Consider the following 15,094-nt stretch of genomic DNA (forward strand, 5'->3'; position numbering starts at 1 on the left):
GGGTTATAAAAAATTGCGTTGTCTTTTGGCTTCAAAAATAAGAATTCCTGCTGCAACCGATACGTTCATGGAATCAATTTCTCCTTGCATCGGGATCACTATATTTTGGGAGCTGTTATTTAACCATAAATTACTAAGTCCGGTCGCTTCGGTACCAACTACAATAGCCGATGGCTTGGTGAAATTTTGTGTCTGATAGGGGATGGAGGCCTGTAAAGCGGCACAAAAAATAGCGACTTGATTTGACTTAAGAAAGTCAATGATTTCTTGTGTGGATCCCGTAGCTATGGGCTTAGTAAAAACACATCCCACACTTGAACGAATGATGTTGGGGTTGTATAAATCTGTTTTTGGGTTGGCAATAATTACGGCATCTAAGTTGGCTGCATCTGCGGTTCTTAATAAAGCACCAATATTTCCAGGTTTTTCAGGAGCTTCAGCAACCAAAATTAAGGGGGCTTCATTTTTAAATATCAAATCACTTAAATGATGTGATTTTGATTTGGCAACAGCAATCACACCTTCAGTGGTGCTGCGGTGAGCCAATTTTTGAAAGACTTCCAGTGAAATTTCTATGATGGAAGTCCCTTTTTTTTCATATTCTAAAGCATCAGATTCTGAAAAAAGCTCTCCATAGAAAAGCAACATGTCCAATTGATAACCTCCTTTAATGGCTAGCGCCAATTCTCGTTGTCCCTCAATTAAAAATAGCCCCGATTTTTTACGATCGCGGGATTTGTCCTTAAGTTGAACCAGTTGTTTAATTAAAGGGTTTTGCGGACTAGAAATGTGTTTCATCAGAGTGCTTTATTTTCAAAATAATTTACAACCAAAGCTACAACATAACTATAGCTTTTCATACCATCTTGTTGATTGTTGACCTTCAAAAAATGGTTGTAACTGCTTTGGAACAATGGTTCCAACGGATTTTGGTATTCCATCCAAAAATTTTGAACCTCTTGATAATTTTTCAAAATACCAATATGGATTTTTTCCTTGAAAGTTTCATAAGCTTCAGGGTCTCTTCTGTAAACCTCTAGCAAGCAGTGTTTTAAAGCAAAAGTGTAGCCACAATAATTAAAATAAACATTTGGATGGTTGATAGCCGCTAAACTACCAATAAAGTTAGCCTCATTTTCTGCAGCATACCCCAGTTGATGAGCTACCTCATGAGAAGATACAACAGGAAATCTATAAATAGGAATGTACCCATCCACATGGGCTTCATTGGTTAGCGGATTTAAATAGCCGCTAAATCCCATGTAGGTCAGCGGCAAGCTAAATAATGATTTTTTGATGCTTTTAGGTTTATAGTCTAAATCTGGGAATTCTTCCCTTAGACGATGGTAGCCCTCTGGAACCATTTTAAAAACTTCCATTTCTTTGAATGGTACTTGCACTTTTACAGAATCTTTTTTGGCAAGTTGAAGTTGTAAAGCATTGGATTTTTCAATCAGTTTTTCCGTAACAGCCATAAGTTGTTCTGTGGAATAATCAGCTTCCAAATTCAATTTTTGATGAAGTGGAAGTCGGTAATAGTTCATTCCCCATAGCAGGTGAAATGCAAAATAGATCACAGAAAAAGCCGAAAAAACATCCAGAAACCAACCTTTGGTGTCTTGCGTAATTCTTTTGGCATTGAGTATGAGCCATCTTAAGATATAAATGATGGCAATGGCGTAGAAAAGATCTCCAAAAGAAAAAGGTAACCATCCTAAGGTGAATCTGAAAATTTTTGAAACTATGGGATAAAATCCCAAACTATAATAGGTTTCCACGGTTTCAGGGTAAACGGAAATCCACTTAATAAAAAGGATTTGTGGAATAATGGCAAGTGCTAGGAATAATTTTGGGCTTTTCCTCATAAACCCAAAAATAGGGAATTGTTTGTTATACTTTTATGCTTATCCATACCTTTGTGAAACATTTAATACACAACTATGAATTCAGATATAAAATCTTTAGAACCGCAAGAATTGTGGCAAAACTTTGCAAAGCTTAATGCTGTACCTCGAGCCTCTAAAAAAGAAGAAAAGGTCATTGCTTTTATGAAAGCATTTGGTGAAAAGCTGGGACTTGAGACCTTTGAGGATGAGGTTGGTAATGTCATTATAAAAAAGCCTGCAACTTCTGGCATGGAAGACAGAAAAACCATCGTTATGCAATCGCATTTAGATATGGTCCACCAAAAAAATAATGATACCCAATTTAATTTTGATACCCAAGGTATTGAAATGTTTGTTGATGGCGATTGGGTAAGGGCAAAAGGAACTACATTAGGAGCTGATAATGGATTAGGAGTGGCAACAATTATGGCTATTTTAGAAAGCAAAGATATACCGCACCCAGCGATAGAAGCACTTTTTACCATAGATGAAGAAACGGGTATGACTGGTGCTATGGGTCTAAAAGGGGGTTTGCTTAATGGTGAGATTTTATTGAATTTGGATACGGAAGAGGATGATGAAATTGGTGTGGGATGTGCAGGAGGAGTTGATGTTACGGCTACTAGAACTTATCAAGTTGAAGAAACTACTCAAGATCAGATTGGGTTTGAAATTAATGTGAAAGGTCTTCAAGGGGGGCACTCGGGAATGGACATCCATAAAGGGCTAGGAAATGCGAATAAGATTATGAATCGCTTGTTGTTTGATGGATTTGAGAATTTCGGATTGCGAATTTCTGAAATTGAAGGAGGGAGTCTGAGAAATGCGATTCCTAGAGAAAGCAAAGCTTTAGTTGCTATTGATAGCATTCATGAGGACGCTTTTATAATGGAAATGGCCCAATTGTCACAAACTATAAAAACGGAATTAAGAACCATGGAGCCCCAGTTGGATATTTTGGTATCTAAAACCGAAGTACCCAAATTGGTTATGGACTTGGGTGTTCAGGAAGGTTTCACAAAAGCTGTGTATGCTGCTTGTAATGGCGTATATAGAATGAGTGCAGATATTCCAGGATTGGTTGAAACCTCAAATAATATGGCTAAAGTTTTAGTTAAAGACGGTGAATTAAAAATTGAATGTTTAACTCGTTCGTCAGTGGAGAGTTCCAAATGGGATTTGGCCAATTCCCTTAGGTCATCATTTGAAATGACCGGGTGTGATGTTGCTTTTTCAGGAGATTATCCAGGTTGGACTCCTAATATGGATTCTCCTATTCTAAAGGTTTTAGAATCTCTATATATTGAAATGAACGGAGAAAAGCCACATGTGGCAGCTTGTCATGCTGGTTTGGAATGTGGTATACTTGGACAAAATTATCCAGAGATGGATATGATTAGTTTCGGCCCCAATATTAGAGGAGCTCACTCTCCCGATGAAAGAGCTCAAATATCCTCAACTCAGAAATTTTGGGAGTTTGTAAAAGAAATTTTAAAGAATATTCCAAAGAAGTAGGTTGGAGCAAATAAAAAAAGGAGCTTGATTTCAAGCTCCTTTTTTTATTTAACGGTATTTCGTTTATTCATCAATCGCCGTTAATTTGATATCAAAAATTAAATTGGAGTTAGGCGGTATTGGACCATATTGTCTATCTCCATAACCTAAATAAGAGGGGATAAATGCTTTTACTTCCTCTCCAATTTTCATTTGCAACATACTTTCCCTAAAACCAGCTACAAGAGAAGCTGTTTCATTATAAGGCATCGAGAAGGGTTTGTAGGCCCCCTTATTGTCCGCTACCTCTTGATACATATTGTTTTCTTGAGCCACCTCTTTCCAAGTTGTCCAAAACAGTTTTCCATTTTCAAAATATCCCGCACAATCAATTAAAACGCGTTGACTAGGATCAGGCTTAATACCATCGGTTTCTTTGGTAAAGATCATGACTAAACCGGTAGGTGATTTTATCACTCGGGAATCTTCGGTTGCATATTTTTCAAGAAATTTCTCAGCAGAAACAGCAGCATCTTCCTTTAATTTCTGTTTCTTTTCTTCCTTAATTTGTTGTTGTCTTTCCTCAACTTTTGGAAGTTCTTCAGTATATACTTTAGCCGCATTAAAAGCTTCGGCTTCACTACCTTTTCTGATGATGTTTAGTTGAGGGATTATTACATCCTCAACTGGTTTGTTTGATCCTGGTGTTACTTTAACATTCGAAATGGAATCCAATACTTCTAGACCTATCACCAATTCTCCAAAGACAGCATGTTTGTTGTCTAGGTGACCCGTTGGAACCTCGGTAATAAAAAATTGACTTCCGTTTGTATTTGGACCTGAGTTGGCCATAGATAAAATACCCGGTTTATCATGCTTAAGATCAGGATAGAATTCATCAATGAATTTATATCCAGGGTCTCCCATTCCTGTTGCTGTTGGATCACCTCCTTGAATCATAAATTTGTCTATGACTCTATGAAAAGTAGTACCATTGTAATATTTCTTGTTTTTCAATGAATCTGTAACATTTGGGTGCGTTCCTTCTGCAAGAGCAACAAAGTTGGCAACGGTTACAGGCACTTCTTTGTAAAATAATTTAGCAACCATAGTCCCTTTATTCGTTACGAACTCAGCATATAGTCCGTCTCCTAAATCGGGATATTTCTGACTGCAAGATGTGAAACTTGCCAATAGGGCTAGCATTAAAATTCTAAATGAATGATTTAAAAATTTCATAAATATAAATTGTAAATAAGTATAATTTTAAGGTGTGTTATTATCAATAATGGAGTGTATGGTTACTTCACAAACCAAGGGAACATTCATCCCGATACGGTTCTCGTCACCATAGTACCCATATGCTTTTTGTGAAGGAAACAAGAATGTCACTGTTTCTCCAGATTTCATTAATTTGAGACCTTCTCTCAAACCTGAAAACAGTTCTTGCTTATCCATAATGTAGTTTTGGGTTTTCAAATCCTTCTTTGAGTAAATAAGGTCGCCATTGATGGTTTTGATGTTATAATCAAATTTAACCAGGTCCCCAAAATTTGGTTTTATCAAAGAGTCTTCAATTTTGGTGTTGTAAAAATACCAAAAACCATTCTGGGAAGAGAAATAGTTGATTTCAGGATTGTCTTGCATCATTTTTTCAAATACGGCTGTTTCCCTAGCATTCAATTCGATATTTCTAGCAACTGATTTATCGATAAATGAACCGCTTTTGGCAGATACTGGTCTTCTGGCTTCTGGAGATTTGCATCCCAACAGCAACAGGCCAAATATGAAACAAGTGATGAGACTACGCATTGTTTAGGGCTTTTAAATAGTTTGGTAATATACTAATAAATTTTTCAACTGTAGCCTCTAAGCTCAATTCGCTTCTTCCACCGGCAGCATTGATGTGTCCTCCACCCTTGAAATGTTCCCTTGCAAAGGCGTTTACAGAAAACGTACCTTTTGATCTCAAGGATATTTTAATGATGTCATTTCCTTTATCTTCTATAAATATGGCAGCAAAGGCAATGTTTTCTATAGATAAAGCATAGTTGACAAAACCTTCGGTGTCTCCTTTTTTGTAATTATATTGATTTAATTCTTCTTGAGAAAGTGTAATAAAAGCGGTTCTGTACTCTGGTTTGACCTTTAGGTTGTTTAAAGCTCTTCCTAAAAGTTGCATGCGGTCAAAGCTGTTGGTATCAAAAACGTTGTTGTAGATTTCAGAATGATTGGCTCCTTGTTCTATCAAATAAGCCACCACGCGATGGGTTTCACTGGTGGTGGAAGGAAATCTAAACGAACCGGTATCAGTCATCATCCCTGTATAGAGACAAGTAGCAATATTTTCGTCTATTAATGATTGGTCTCCCATACAAGTTATAAAATTGTAGACCATCTCACAGGTGGAACTCATTTGCACATCAGAATACATGTAAGTAGCGTAATCTGCAGGTTCTTGGTGGTGGTCAATCATGATTTTAATTGCTGAGCTTTCAGTAAGAATTTGCTCCATATCACCAACACGGTTTAACGCATTGAAATCTAAGGTGAATATGATATCAGCTTCCTTTATAAGTTGGTCAGAATGATCTTTTTCCAGCTCATACTTTAAAGAAAGATCATCAGCTGGCATCCACTTTAAGAATTCTGGATAATCGTTAGGGGCAATAACTGTTACTTCTTGTCCATGTTTTTTTAAATAGTGATATAGTCCTAAACAAGATCCCATGGCATCTCCATCAGGATTCTTGTGGGGTACAACAACTATTTTTTTTGGAGAGCTTATCAGGCTTCTTATTGCAATTATATCGTCTTCAGTCATAGGGGACGAATATACAATTTTTTAAAATGGTGCATTCTTGTTTTTTTAGATAAATCCATTACTTTTGCAGCGAATTTAAAACAAGAAAATGGCAACAAATAGAACATTTACAATGCTTAAGCCAGATGCTGTTGAAAAAGGGCATGTTGGTGCAATTTTGGAAAAAATCAACGCTTCTGGGTTTAGAATTGTAGCAATGAAGTTAACCCAAATGACAAAAAATGATGCTGAAACTTTTTATGCGATCCATAAGGAGCGTCCATTTTTTGGAGAGTTGGTTGAGTATATGACAAGAGGTCCAATAGTTGCAGCAATCTTAGAAAAAGATAATGCTGTTGAAGACTTTAGAACATTGATTGGTGCTACAAATCCTGCTGAAGCAGCAGAAGGAACTATCAGAAAATTATATGCAGCTTCAATTGGTGAAAATGCTGTTCACGGAAGTGATAGTGATGATAATGCTTTAATTGAAAGTACCTTCCATTTTTCTGGTAGAGAAATGTTTTAACTAGAGGTAATACCAAGAATAAAATGAAAGCTCGAAATAAAATTATTTCGAGCTTTTTTTTTTTAAATAATAACCTATCTTGCCGACCCAAAAAGAAGATACATGAAAAAGACAATTAGTTTTTTTATGCTCCTTGGAGTGTTCATTCAATTAGCTATAGCTCAAGATAAGAGTTTCTCTTTAGCAGATTTTAAAGCACAAACAGGAGGCGAAGTTTCTGTAAACAGGCAAACCGGGACTCCAGAGTTCATACGTTTTTCCAACAATCATTTTCTACAACTTTCTGGTAGTACGTTGATTCAAAAGGTTAATGCTTTTTTTCAGTTTTATCCCATTTTTAAACATGCCGATTTCACCCAGGACTTTGATGTTCAACAAGTGAAAGAGGATAGGAATGGATTCAAAACAGTTATCTTGTTACAAAAGCATAATGAGGTGCCTATTTTTGACGGTGTCCTAAAATTTCACTTTAATAATGAAAATGAACTAACAGCTATTAACGGGAACTATCTAGAGCAAATAAAAATAAGTTCGGAACAAGAATTAAGTGTTAATCAAGCTAATGCCATTGCAATTAATGAGGTACAGAATCAAGGTTTGAATGGTTCGGGAATTGACCTAGAAGCATTTCAAAGTGATTTGATGTATTTTCAAAAGGGATTGGTTCAAAATAATATAGAAGGTGTTTTCCTTGTGTATAAAGTGGAAGTAACCAATAAACAGGATGTACGTGAATTTGTTTTCGTTGATGCACATACTGGACAAATTGTTGAGCAATTTACGGGAATGGCACATACTCTTAATAGAGAATTATATGAGGCCAATACATTTAATTTGATTTGGGAAGAAGGAGATCCATTTCCTGGTACTTTAGATATCTGGCAACAAAATGAAGTGGAAGCGACAGGACATATTTACCATTTAATGAACAATGCATTTGGTTATGATTCATTTGATGATGCAGGAGCCACAATGATTACTATTAATAACAATCCGAATATCAATTGCCCAAATGCTAATTGGAATGGATTCACTACCAATTATTGTGATGGTACAGCTTCTGATGATGCTATTGCACATGAATGGGGACATGCCTATACCCAATATACGAGTGGGTTGATTTATGCCTATCAATCAGGAGCTATTAATGAGTCGTTTTCTGATGTCTGGGGAGAAACGGTTGATCTTATTAATGAATATGAAGATGAAGATGAAGATTTGTCTCTCCGTACTATTTGTGGAAGTTCAGATCGTTGGATTATAGGTGAGGATGCATCTTCTTTAGGTGGTGGTAACGGTATAAGAGATATGTGGTTACCTACGTGCTATGGAAATGCGGGAAAGGTGACTGATATTCAATATTATTGTGGGTCAGGTGATTCTGGTGGTGTCCATTTAAATTCAGGCGTTCCTAATCATGCCTATGCCCTTTTGGTTGATGGTGGTAGTTATAATGGGTATGCTTTTTCTGGTTTGGGATTAACCAAGTCGGCTCATATTTTTTGGAGAGCTCAAAGTGAATATTTAACGGCAACAAGTGATTTCTATAACCTTGCTGATGCCTTGGAAGCTGCTTGTACTGATTTGATAGGTGTGAATTTAGAAGGTTTATCAACTACAAGCACACCTGCTGGTCTTTCGGGCGAAATACTTTCTGAAGAAGATTTAACGACACTTCAAGAGGTTTTATTAGCCGTTGAGTTACGTTTGGATACCAACTGTGGTTATGAAACCCTTTTGGCTGAAACGGAGGATCCATGTGAGGCTGCGGGGTCTAATCCAATATTCTTTGAAGATTGGGAAAATGGATTGGGAGATTGGACTGCGACTGAATTGCCAGAAAATCCTTCTACTTGGGAATCAAGAAATTGGATTATAGAAAGCAATCTTCCTGATGGAAGAGATGGGCAAGGAATATTTGCTTCAGATCCTGTTAATGGCGATTGTAACACAGATTTGCAGAACGGAATCTTAAGATTGGAAAGCCCGGTGATTACCATTCCAGATTATCCTACTGGGACCTTTGAAATGATGTTTGCCCATAATATGGCTACGGAGTTTGAGTGGGATGGTGGTAATATAAAATATAGCTTGAATGGAGGAGAGTGGACTTTATTACCCCTAGAAGCCTTTACGGCTAATGGTTACAATGATGAAATAAATGGCATTTTTGCCGGTAATGATAACCCGATGTCTGGACAGGTCGCTTTTACTGGAACAGATGAAGGTTCGGCTTCTGGAAGTTGGGGTAGGAGTTATGTGGATTTATCAAGTATCGGAGTTTTACCTAATGATACGCTTCAATTAAGATGGGAATTAGGAACTGATGGATGTAATGGTAGAGTCGGTTGGTATTTAGACGAAATAGCTATTTACAATTGTGAGTATCTTTTATCTATAAATGACAATCAATTATCAAGTCTTTCGGTTTACCCTAATCCATCAAACGGCAGTTTTTACTTAACGAATCCACAAGGTCAATTGTTAGAAAAGGCAGATATTTTTGATATAAATGGACGATTAATTCAAACGGTTAAACTTGGAGCGGAACCAAAACACGAGATTCGTCTAGAGGGTATTGCTTCGGGAATATATTTTATGAATATTCAATCCAATTCTGCCAATGAAGTCATCAAACTAATTGTAGAGTAGAATAGGATTAGAGAATTACCATTAAAAAAAAGCTTGTATTTAATACAAGCTTTTTTTTTTACCTCAAAATCAATTCATCGATAAGTTCCTTTTCAAGGTGCTCATTGAGCATGCTAATAATTTTGGATTTTCCGTAGCTGAGTTCTTCCCTAAGCGTACTCGAACTCAGTTGAACATACAGGGTTTTTCCCTTAACGGTAATGTTTGTTGTGTAGTTATTTACCCCATTACCCATCATTTCTTTCCAAGCATCCCTAATATTAACCTGGTCTAGGCCTTTATCTAGATGGTTTACCTCTACAAATTCCTTAAGAACGTCCGATAGTTTGAGATGTTCGGTGTGCCTTTTGCTCATTAATCTAAAATTAAAGGTTGGTAATGTTTGTATGTATAGATTATTTGGTTTTGGTTGATGACTTTTAAGTGCTCCTCATTTAGCATCAATATGGTTTCTTTCCATTGACTATAAGGTGTTTTGTAATAGAGGTTTAAACTATCATTTTCTTTTCTTACTTCAAAGGATTCTTTTAGGTTGGATCCTTCAAAATCTCCATCAATTTTTGGCTTGAGTTTTTCTCTTATACCGTTGACGGAATCTGTTAATTCTATATAATCAATGGTATTGTTGTACGTGTAGTCCCTTAGAGATCCATCAGGTAATTGAACTTCTTCAATTTCCCAATATCCGTTTAATTGCATTAAATCAACATTGTTTTCCTTACAGTTAAAGAAAACAATGAGAAGTAAAAGAGAAGCTATTTTTTTCATGAGCCTAATTTGAATATTTCATAAGATTGGTGAACTTGTTTAACAACTTGTTCAGTTCGATCTGCATGGGTATCACTAATAAAAAGTTGTCCAAAATTTTCATCATCTACCAGTTTAATTATTTGAGATACACGTTGCTCATCCAATTTATCAAAAATGTCATCGAGTAAGAGAATTGGTATTTCTCCACTTTGCTTTTTGATGAAATCAAATTGAGCTAATTTTAAAGCTATCAAAAGGGATTTTTGTTGGCCTTGACTTCCAAATTTCTTAATGGGATGTCCTTCAATTTCAAAAATGAGGTCATCTTTGTGAATCCCAACACTCGTATATTGTAGTGCTTTATCTTTATTTAAATTTTCTTGTAATAAATGGTCTAAGGTTTTTTCCTGTAAGTCACTAGAATAAACAATCTCCACCTCTTCATTTCCATTGCTGATAGCTTGGTATCTAGATTTAAAAATAGGAATGAAAACTTTGATGAATTCCTTTCGCTTTTCAAAAACAGCATGTCCCAATTCGTTGAGTTGAAAATTATATACTTCAAGCGTGTCTTTGTTGAACGTATTGTTTAGTGCAAAATACTTCAGCAAGGAATTTCTTTGAGATAAAACCTTGTTGTATTTAATAAGGTTTGTAAGATAGGCTTTGTCGCTTTGTGAAATAACACTGTCTAAAAAGCTTCTTCGTGTGGCACTTCCCTCAATAATTAAATCCCTGTCCGCTGGAGAGATAATGACCAATGGCAAAAAACCGATGTGGTCACTAAACTTGTCATAAGGTTTGCCGTTTCTTTTGATTACTTTTTTCTGTCCCTTTTTTAAGCTTACAATGATTTTTTCTGCTTCATCATTTTTATTGTAATCTCCCGAAATTGCAAAAAACGATTCGTCATGTTTAATGTTTTGTGAGGATACTGGGTTGAAATAACTTTTTCCGAAGGATAAATGATATATGGCATCTAGGACATTTGTTTTGCCAACACCATTATTTCCCACAAAGCAGTTAATCTTATCATTAAAATCAAATGTTTGACTGTCGAAATTCTTGTAATTGGTTAATGTCAATGACTTTAAAACCATAGAGTTGAAAAAATAAAAGGTATATGCTGAATATTATATCAAAAAGATGTGCAAATTATTGAAAATAATCAAATAATAAGGCTTTTATTTTTTAAGAAAAATTATATTTTTGCGGCGCATTAATAATGAACATATGGCGACGTACAAAAAAAGAGGCTATAAACCTAAAACAAAGAAAGAGAAGGAAGAAGTAGAGGAAGTAATTGATGGTCACTCAACTACTGAGGAGGTATTTAATACCTTAGATGAGTCTGCATCAAAAACGGAAGATTGGGTTATAGCTAACCAAAAGTATATTTTTGGAATCATTGGCGTTGTAGCTGTGGTTGTTTTAGGGTATTTAGGTTACAATGAATTTTTAGCCAAACCCCAACAAACAGAAGCTATGAATGAAATGTTTCAAGCAAAAAAATATTTCAATGAGGCGGTAACTGGCACCGAAAAAGATTCACTTTACACTTTAGCACTTAACGGTGGTAATGGTAAAATGGGAATGGTGGACATCGCTTCTGAATATAGCGGTACCTCTGCAGGAAACTTAGCAAACTATTATGCTGGTATGGCTTACTTAAATTTGAAGGACTACAAAAATGCCGTTTCTTATTTGAGTGATTTTAGTAGTGATGATCAAGTTTTATCCGCTATGGCTAAAGGTGGAATTGGAGATGCTTTTATTCAATTAAACCAAGCTAAAGATGCCTTAGGTTATTATGAGCAGGCTGCAAAAATTAAAACCAATGAGTTTACAACTCCTATGTTTTTGTTAAAAGCAGGAACTACTGCCATGGAACTTGGAGAAATGGATAAGGCTTTGACTTATTTCAATCAAATAAAAGAAAACTACCCATCTTCATCACAAGCTGCTAATGTAGATGTGTTGATAGGGAAAGCCACAGTATTGGCTAAAAAATAATATGGCAACAGCTAATAAAAATTTATCAGTTTACGATAAAGAAACAATCCCAGACGCGAAGCAATTTCGGTTTGGGATTGTTGTTTCAGAATGGAACGATTCTATAACGATTCCGCTTTGTGAAGGTGCTATCGAGGCCTTAAAAGAAAACGGAGTCTTGGAAGAAAACATTATTAAATGGGATGTTCCAGGAAGTTTTGAATTGATTTATGGCTGTAAAAAAATGCAACCTTATGTAGATGCTGTCATCGCTATAGGTAGTGTGATTCAAGGTGAAACTAAACATTTTGATTTTGTATGTGAAGCAGTTTCGCAAGGAATCAAGGATTTAAATGTACTGCATGAAACTCCGGTCATTTTCTGTGTTTTAACCGACAATACCATGCAACAAGCCATTGATCGTTCTGGAGGAAAACATGGTAATAAAGGAACTGAAGCTGCCATTGCAGCCATAAAAATGGCACAACTAAGGAAGGAAGCATAAAATCCTTTCCCCGTACTGTTAACAATTTTTGGCACAACCCACTCTTTATTTCTTCGTATTTTAAGTAACTTTGAGGTTAAACAAAGGAAGCTTTGGTATGCTTTTTGGACAACGAAAGAACAAACAGTTCAATTATAAATCAAGATTTAATACTGACAAAGAATCTGCTTCGGAAGATAAACCCAAATTTGAATTTCATTGGGCCGAAGAGAGCAAACTGAGACAGCAAAAGGCGAGTAAAATTTTTTCACTCCCTATACTAGTCTTGTTTTTGGCTATGATTTTGATTCTTTGGTTTGTTCTAAGTCGTTATGAATAATCAGCGTTATGGGTATTTTCAAGCAAAGAAAGAATAAGAAATTTAGTTACACACCTCGACATTATCAAGGGGAAGGTAATCCCTTTGAGATTAAGCATAAGTTTGATGAATATAGAAAGACTGTTGGTAATGCAGGTGGTATTAAAGGTAAATTCAACGATGCCTTGGATGATTACAAAAACAACGTTGATGAAAAAGCGAACAAACGCGTTTTAATTATAATCGGTATCCTTATTTTACTCTTCCTTATTTTCATAGAGTTTGATTTGTCAATTTTCTTTAAAAGCTAATGGCAGATATCATTCAGTTATTACCAGATCATGTTGCCAATCAAATAGCAGCAGGTGAAGTTGTTCAAAGACCTTCATCCGTTGTTAAGGAATTGATGGAAAATGCTATAGATGCTGGTGCTTCTACAATAAAACTGGTCATAAAAGACGCAGGTAAAACTTTGATTCAGGTCATTGATGATGGCTCCGGTATGAGTGCTACCGATGCTAGGTTGAGTTTTGAGCGTCATGCTACTTCTAAAATTCGCTCTGCTGAAGATTTATTTCAATTACACACCAAAGGATTTCGAGGAGAGGCCCTGGCCAGTATTGCGGCTATCGCTCATGTAGAAATGAAAACAAAGCAGGATTCCAATGATTTGGGAATCCATTTAATTATAGAAGGAAGTGAAGTAGTTTCCCAAGAGGTTATTGTTACTCCTGATGGAACGTCCATTGCTGTTAAAAACCTTTTTTATAACATTCCTGCCAGACGAAATTTTTTAAAATCCAATCAGGTGGAGTTACGTCATGTAATTGATGAATTCCATCGGGTGGCATTGCCTCATCCGCAAATAAAATTTGTTCTTATTCATAATGGTAGTGAGGTCTTCAATTTGCCTTCCAGTAATTTTAGGCAGCGGGTAGTCAATATCTTTGGAAGTAAGACCAATGAGAAATTGGTGCCTGTAAATGAAGAAACCGAAGTCTTAAAAATTGATGGTTTTGTTGGGAAACCGGAGTTTTCAAAAAAAACCAGAGGTGAGCAATTCTTTTTTGTGAATGATCGCTTTATTAAAAGCAATTACTTAAATCATGCTATTTCCTCGGCTTTTGAAGGATTGTTAAAAGACGGGCATCATGCCAGTTACTTTTTATTTCTTCAAGTTGACCCCAAATCGATAGATATTAATATTCATCCCACCAAAACGGAGATCAAGTTTGATGATGAGCACACATTATATGCCATTTTAAGAGCCTCGGTAAAACATAGCTTGGGACAATTTAATGTAGCTCCTATTTTAGATTTTGAAAGGGATTCCAATTTGGATACCCCTTATAACTATCAGAACAAGGAAGTGAATACACCTCGTATTGAAGTGGATAGTAATTTTAACCCCTTTGCTTCCAGCTCCAGTAAAATTAGCAGCAAGCAAACCCAAACTGCTTTTTCACGAAAGCAGACTCCAAATGATTGGGAAAGTTTGTACGTAGGTTTAAAAGATGAAGATGCAGATGAAGAGCCTTCCAAAGAGTTTACTGAAATACGATTTGAAAGTGAAGAGCAAACCCTTTCAGTTTTTGATGAGGTGTCTCATGTAGATAAGGTGTATGCTACCTATCAATTGCATAATAAGTACATAGTCAGTCCTATCAAATCGGGAATGTTATTGATAGATCAAAATAAGGCACACCAAAGGGTTTTATATGAAGATTTTCTTCAGAATATTACCGTTAAAGAGAGTGTTAGCCAGCAATTATTGTTTCCAGTAGAATTGCATTTTACACCTCAGGAAATTGAGATTATTAAGCAAGTTCGTGAAGATTTGGAATATGCTGGTTTTATCTTTTCTAATTTTGAAGTAGATAGAATAGAAATTTCAGGGGTTCCTGTGAATGTGCCATCTAGTGAGGTGACTCTTATTTTGGAGCAGATAATAAGTGATATTGAAAATGATATTCCAGACAGTTGCTTTAGTGCAGCCGATTTGTTGGCCAAATCCATGGCTAAAAGTTTATCGGTCAAAACAGGACAATCTTTATCAATAGAAGAACAGGAACATTTGGTAAATAGGTTGTTTGGGTGTAAAGAACCTAATATGACCCCTAATAATAGGCCAACTTTCGTGACCATGAGTATGGAAGAGTTGGACAAAAAGTTTATTTAGAATACA

General features: G+C 35.9%; 16 protein-coding genes. 8 read left to right on the forward strand and 8 right to left on the reverse strand.

Annotated elements, in window-relative coordinates:
• Positions 1–3 precede the first annotated feature (3 nt).
• A complete protein-coding gene (locus tag LOK78_RS10960; protein WP_232634927.1) occupies positions 4–798 on the reverse strand; it encodes a TrmH family RNA methyltransferase in 795 nt (264 codons plus the stop codon).
• Positions 798–1,865 (reverse strand): DUF3810 domain-containing protein, encoded by a 1,068-nt coding sequence (locus tag LOK78_RS10965; protein WP_232634928.1) that lies wholly within the window; start codon positions 1,863–1,865, stop codon positions 798–800. Before LOK78_RS10965 ends, LOK78_RS10960 begins: the two co-directional genes overlap by 1 nt.
• Before the next feature lie 75 nt (positions 1,866–1,940).
• Here LOK78_RS10965 and LOK78_RS10970 point away from each other — a divergent pair, with 75 nt between their 5' ends.
• Positions 1,941–3,401 carry an aminoacyl-histidine dipeptidase gene (locus tag LOK78_RS10970; RefSeq protein ID WP_232634929.1) on the forward strand — a complete coding sequence of 487 codons (1,461 nt, stop codon included), beginning with the start codon at positions 1,941–1,943 and terminating at the stop codon, positions 3,399–3,401.
• 63 nt (positions 3,402–3,464) lie between these two features.
• Here the strand turns inward: LOK78_RS10970 and LOK78_RS10975 are convergent, their stop codons facing one another.
• The 3 genes from LOK78_RS10975 to LOK78_RS10985 are packed head-to-tail and all read right to left on the reverse strand — an operon-like array spanning position 3,465 to position 6,204.
• Positions 3,465–4,619 (reverse strand): peptidylprolyl isomerase, encoded by a 1,155-nt coding sequence (locus tag LOK78_RS10975; RefSeq protein WP_232634930.1) that lies wholly within the window; start codon positions 4,617–4,619, stop codon positions 3,465–3,467.
• Positions 4,620–4,646: 27 nt separating this feature from the next.
• A complete protein-coding gene (gldI, locus tag LOK78_RS10980) occupies positions 4,647–5,192 on the reverse strand; it encodes a gliding motility-associated peptidyl-prolyl isomerase GldI (protein WP_166960196.1) in 546 nt (181 codons plus the stop codon).
• Positions 5,185–6,204: a DHH family phosphoesterase gene (locus LOK78_RS10985; protein ID WP_232634931.1), complete on the reverse strand. Its 1,020-nt coding sequence runs from the start codon at positions 6,202–6,204 to the stop codon at positions 5,185–5,187. The genes gldI and LOK78_RS10985 overlap by 8 nt, the downstream gene beginning before the upstream one ends.
• A gap of 88 nt (positions 6,205–6,292) precedes the next feature.
• Here LOK78_RS10985 and LOK78_RS10990 point away from each other — a divergent pair, with 88 nt between their 5' ends.
• Both LOK78_RS10990 and LOK78_RS10995 read left to right on the forward strand, forming a co-directional pair.
• Complete coding sequence (locus LOK78_RS10990; RefSeq protein ID WP_053971635.1) at positions 6,293–6,712, forward strand: nucleoside-diphosphate kinase; 420 nt, start codon at positions 6,293–6,295, stop codon at positions 6,710–6,712.
• A 102-nt stretch (positions 6,713–6,814) separates the two neighbouring features.
• Positions 6,815–9,364: a M4 family metallopeptidase gene (locus LOK78_RS10995; RefSeq protein ID WP_232634932.1), complete on the forward strand. Its 2,550-nt coding sequence runs from the start codon at positions 6,815–6,817 to the stop codon at positions 9,362–9,364.
• Between the two features lie 58 nt (positions 9,365–9,422).
• On the opposite strand, the gene LOK78_RS11000 is transcribed toward LOK78_RS10995, so the two are convergent.
• Genes LOK78_RS11000 through recF form a run of 3 tightly spaced genes read right to left on the reverse strand, consistent with a single transcriptional unit; the run spans position 9,423 to position 11,214 of the window.
• On the reverse strand, positions 9,423–9,719 hold the full coding sequence (locus LOK78_RS11000; protein ID WP_053971637.1) for a DciA family protein: 297 nt from the start codon (positions 9,717–9,719) through the stop codon (positions 9,423–9,425).
• Positions 9,719–10,132, reverse strand: a complete 414-nt coding sequence (locus tag LOK78_RS11005) for a hypothetical protein (RefSeq protein ID WP_232634933.1) — start codon at positions 10,130–10,132, stop codon at positions 9,719–9,721. Before LOK78_RS11005 ends, LOK78_RS11000 begins: the two co-directional genes overlap by 1 nt.
• Positions 10,129–11,214 (reverse strand): DNA replication/repair protein RecF, encoded by a 1,086-nt coding sequence (recF, locus tag LOK78_RS11010; protein ID WP_232634934.1) that lies wholly within the window; start codon positions 11,212–11,214, stop codon positions 10,129–10,131. The genes LOK78_RS11005 and recF overlap by 4 nt, the downstream gene beginning before the upstream one ends.
• 133 nt (positions 11,215–11,347) lie before the next feature.
• Here recF and LOK78_RS11015 point away from each other — a divergent pair, with 133 nt between their 5' ends.
• From LOK78_RS11015 to mutL, 5 genes are all read left to right on the forward strand, one after another.
• Positions 11,348–12,127, forward strand: a complete 780-nt coding sequence (locus tag LOK78_RS11015) for a tetratricopeptide repeat protein (RefSeq protein WP_053971640.1) — start codon at positions 11,348–11,350, stop codon at positions 12,125–12,127.
• Position 12,128: 1 nt separating this feature from the next.
• Positions 12,129–12,611, forward strand: a complete 483-nt coding sequence (gene ribH, locus LOK78_RS11020) for a 6,7-dimethyl-8-ribityllumazine synthase (protein ID WP_166960207.1) — start codon at positions 12,129–12,131, stop codon at positions 12,609–12,611.
• Positions 12,612–12,681: 70 nt separating this feature from the next.
• Entirely contained in the window at positions 12,682–12,930 is a 249-nt protein-coding gene (locus LOK78_RS11025) for a hypothetical protein (protein ID WP_232634935.1), read from the forward strand.
• 8 nt (positions 12,931–12,938) lie between these two features.
• On the forward strand, positions 12,939–13,220 hold the full coding sequence (locus LOK78_RS11030; protein WP_166960210.1) for a riboflavin synthase subunit beta: 282 nt from the start codon (positions 12,939–12,941) through the stop codon (positions 13,218–13,220).
• A complete protein-coding gene (mutL, locus tag LOK78_RS11035; RefSeq protein ID WP_232634936.1) occupies positions 13,220–15,088 on the forward strand; it encodes a DNA mismatch repair endonuclease MutL in 1,869 nt (622 codons plus the stop codon). Before LOK78_RS11030 ends, mutL begins: the two co-directional genes overlap by 1 nt.
• The last annotated feature ends 6 nt before the right edge of the window (positions 15,089–15,094 follow it).

Source organism: Mangrovimonas futianensis (assembly GCF_021245805.1).
GTDB lineage: Bacteria > Bacteroidota > Bacteroidia > Flavobacteriales > Flavobacteriaceae > Mangrovimonas > Mangrovimonas futianensis.

Bases quoted from the DNA above. Each gene is read 5' to 3' on its own strand.
- recF (WP_232634934.1), bottom strand. From the start codon at position 11,214: ATGGTTTTAAAGTCATTGACATTAACCAATTACAAGAATTTCGACAGT.
- mutL (WP_232634936.1), top strand. From the start codon at position 13,220: ATGGCAGATATCATTCAGTTATTACCAGATCATGTTGCCAATCAAATA.
- LOK78_RS10965 (WP_232634928.1), bottom strand. From the start codon at position 1,865: ATGAGGAAAAGCCCAAAATTATTCCTAGCACTTGCCATTATTCCACAA.
- LOK78_RS11015 (WP_053971640.1), top strand. From the start codon at position 11,348: ATGGCGACGTACAAAAAAAGAGGCTATAAACCTAAAACAAAGAAAGAG.
- LOK78_RS10995 (WP_232634932.1), top strand. From the start codon at position 6,815: ATGAAAAAGACAATTAGTTTTTTTATGCTCCTTGGAGTGTTCATTCAA.
- LOK78_RS10985 (WP_232634931.1), bottom strand. From the start codon at position 6,204: ATGACTGAAGACGATATAATTGCAATAAGAAGCCTGATAAGCTCTCCA.
- LOK78_RS11000 (WP_053971637.1), bottom strand. From the start codon at position 9,719: ATGAGCAAAAGGCACACCGAACATCTCAAACTATCGGACGTTCTTAAG.
- gldI (WP_166960196.1), bottom strand. From the start codon at position 5,192: ATGCGTAGTCTCATCACTTGTTTCATATTTGGCCTGTTGCTGTTGGGA.
- ribH (WP_166960207.1), top strand. From the start codon at position 12,129: ATGGCAACAGCTAATAAAAATTTATCAGTTTACGATAAAGAAACAATC.
- LOK78_RS11030 (WP_166960210.1), top strand. From the start codon at position 12,939: ATGGGTATTTTCAAGCAAAGAAAGAATAAGAAATTTAGTTACACACCT.
- LOK78_RS10970 (WP_232634929.1), top strand. From the start codon at position 1,941: ATGAATTCAGATATAAAATCTTTAGAACCGCAAGAATTGTGGCAAAAC.
- LOK78_RS11005 (WP_232634933.1), bottom strand. From the start codon at position 10,132: ATGAAAAAAATAGCTTCTCTTTTACTTCTCATTGTTTTCTTTAACTGT.
- LOK78_RS10975 (WP_232634930.1), bottom strand. From the start codon at position 4,619: ATGAAATTTTTAAATCATTCATTTAGAATTTTAATGCTAGCCCTATTG.
- LOK78_RS10990 (WP_053971635.1), top strand. From the start codon at position 6,293: ATGGCAACAAATAGAACATTTACAATGCTTAAGCCAGATGCTGTTGAA.
- LOK78_RS10960 (WP_232634927.1), bottom strand. From the start codon at position 798: ATGAAACACATTTCTAGTCCGCAAAACCCTTTAATTAAACAACTGGTT.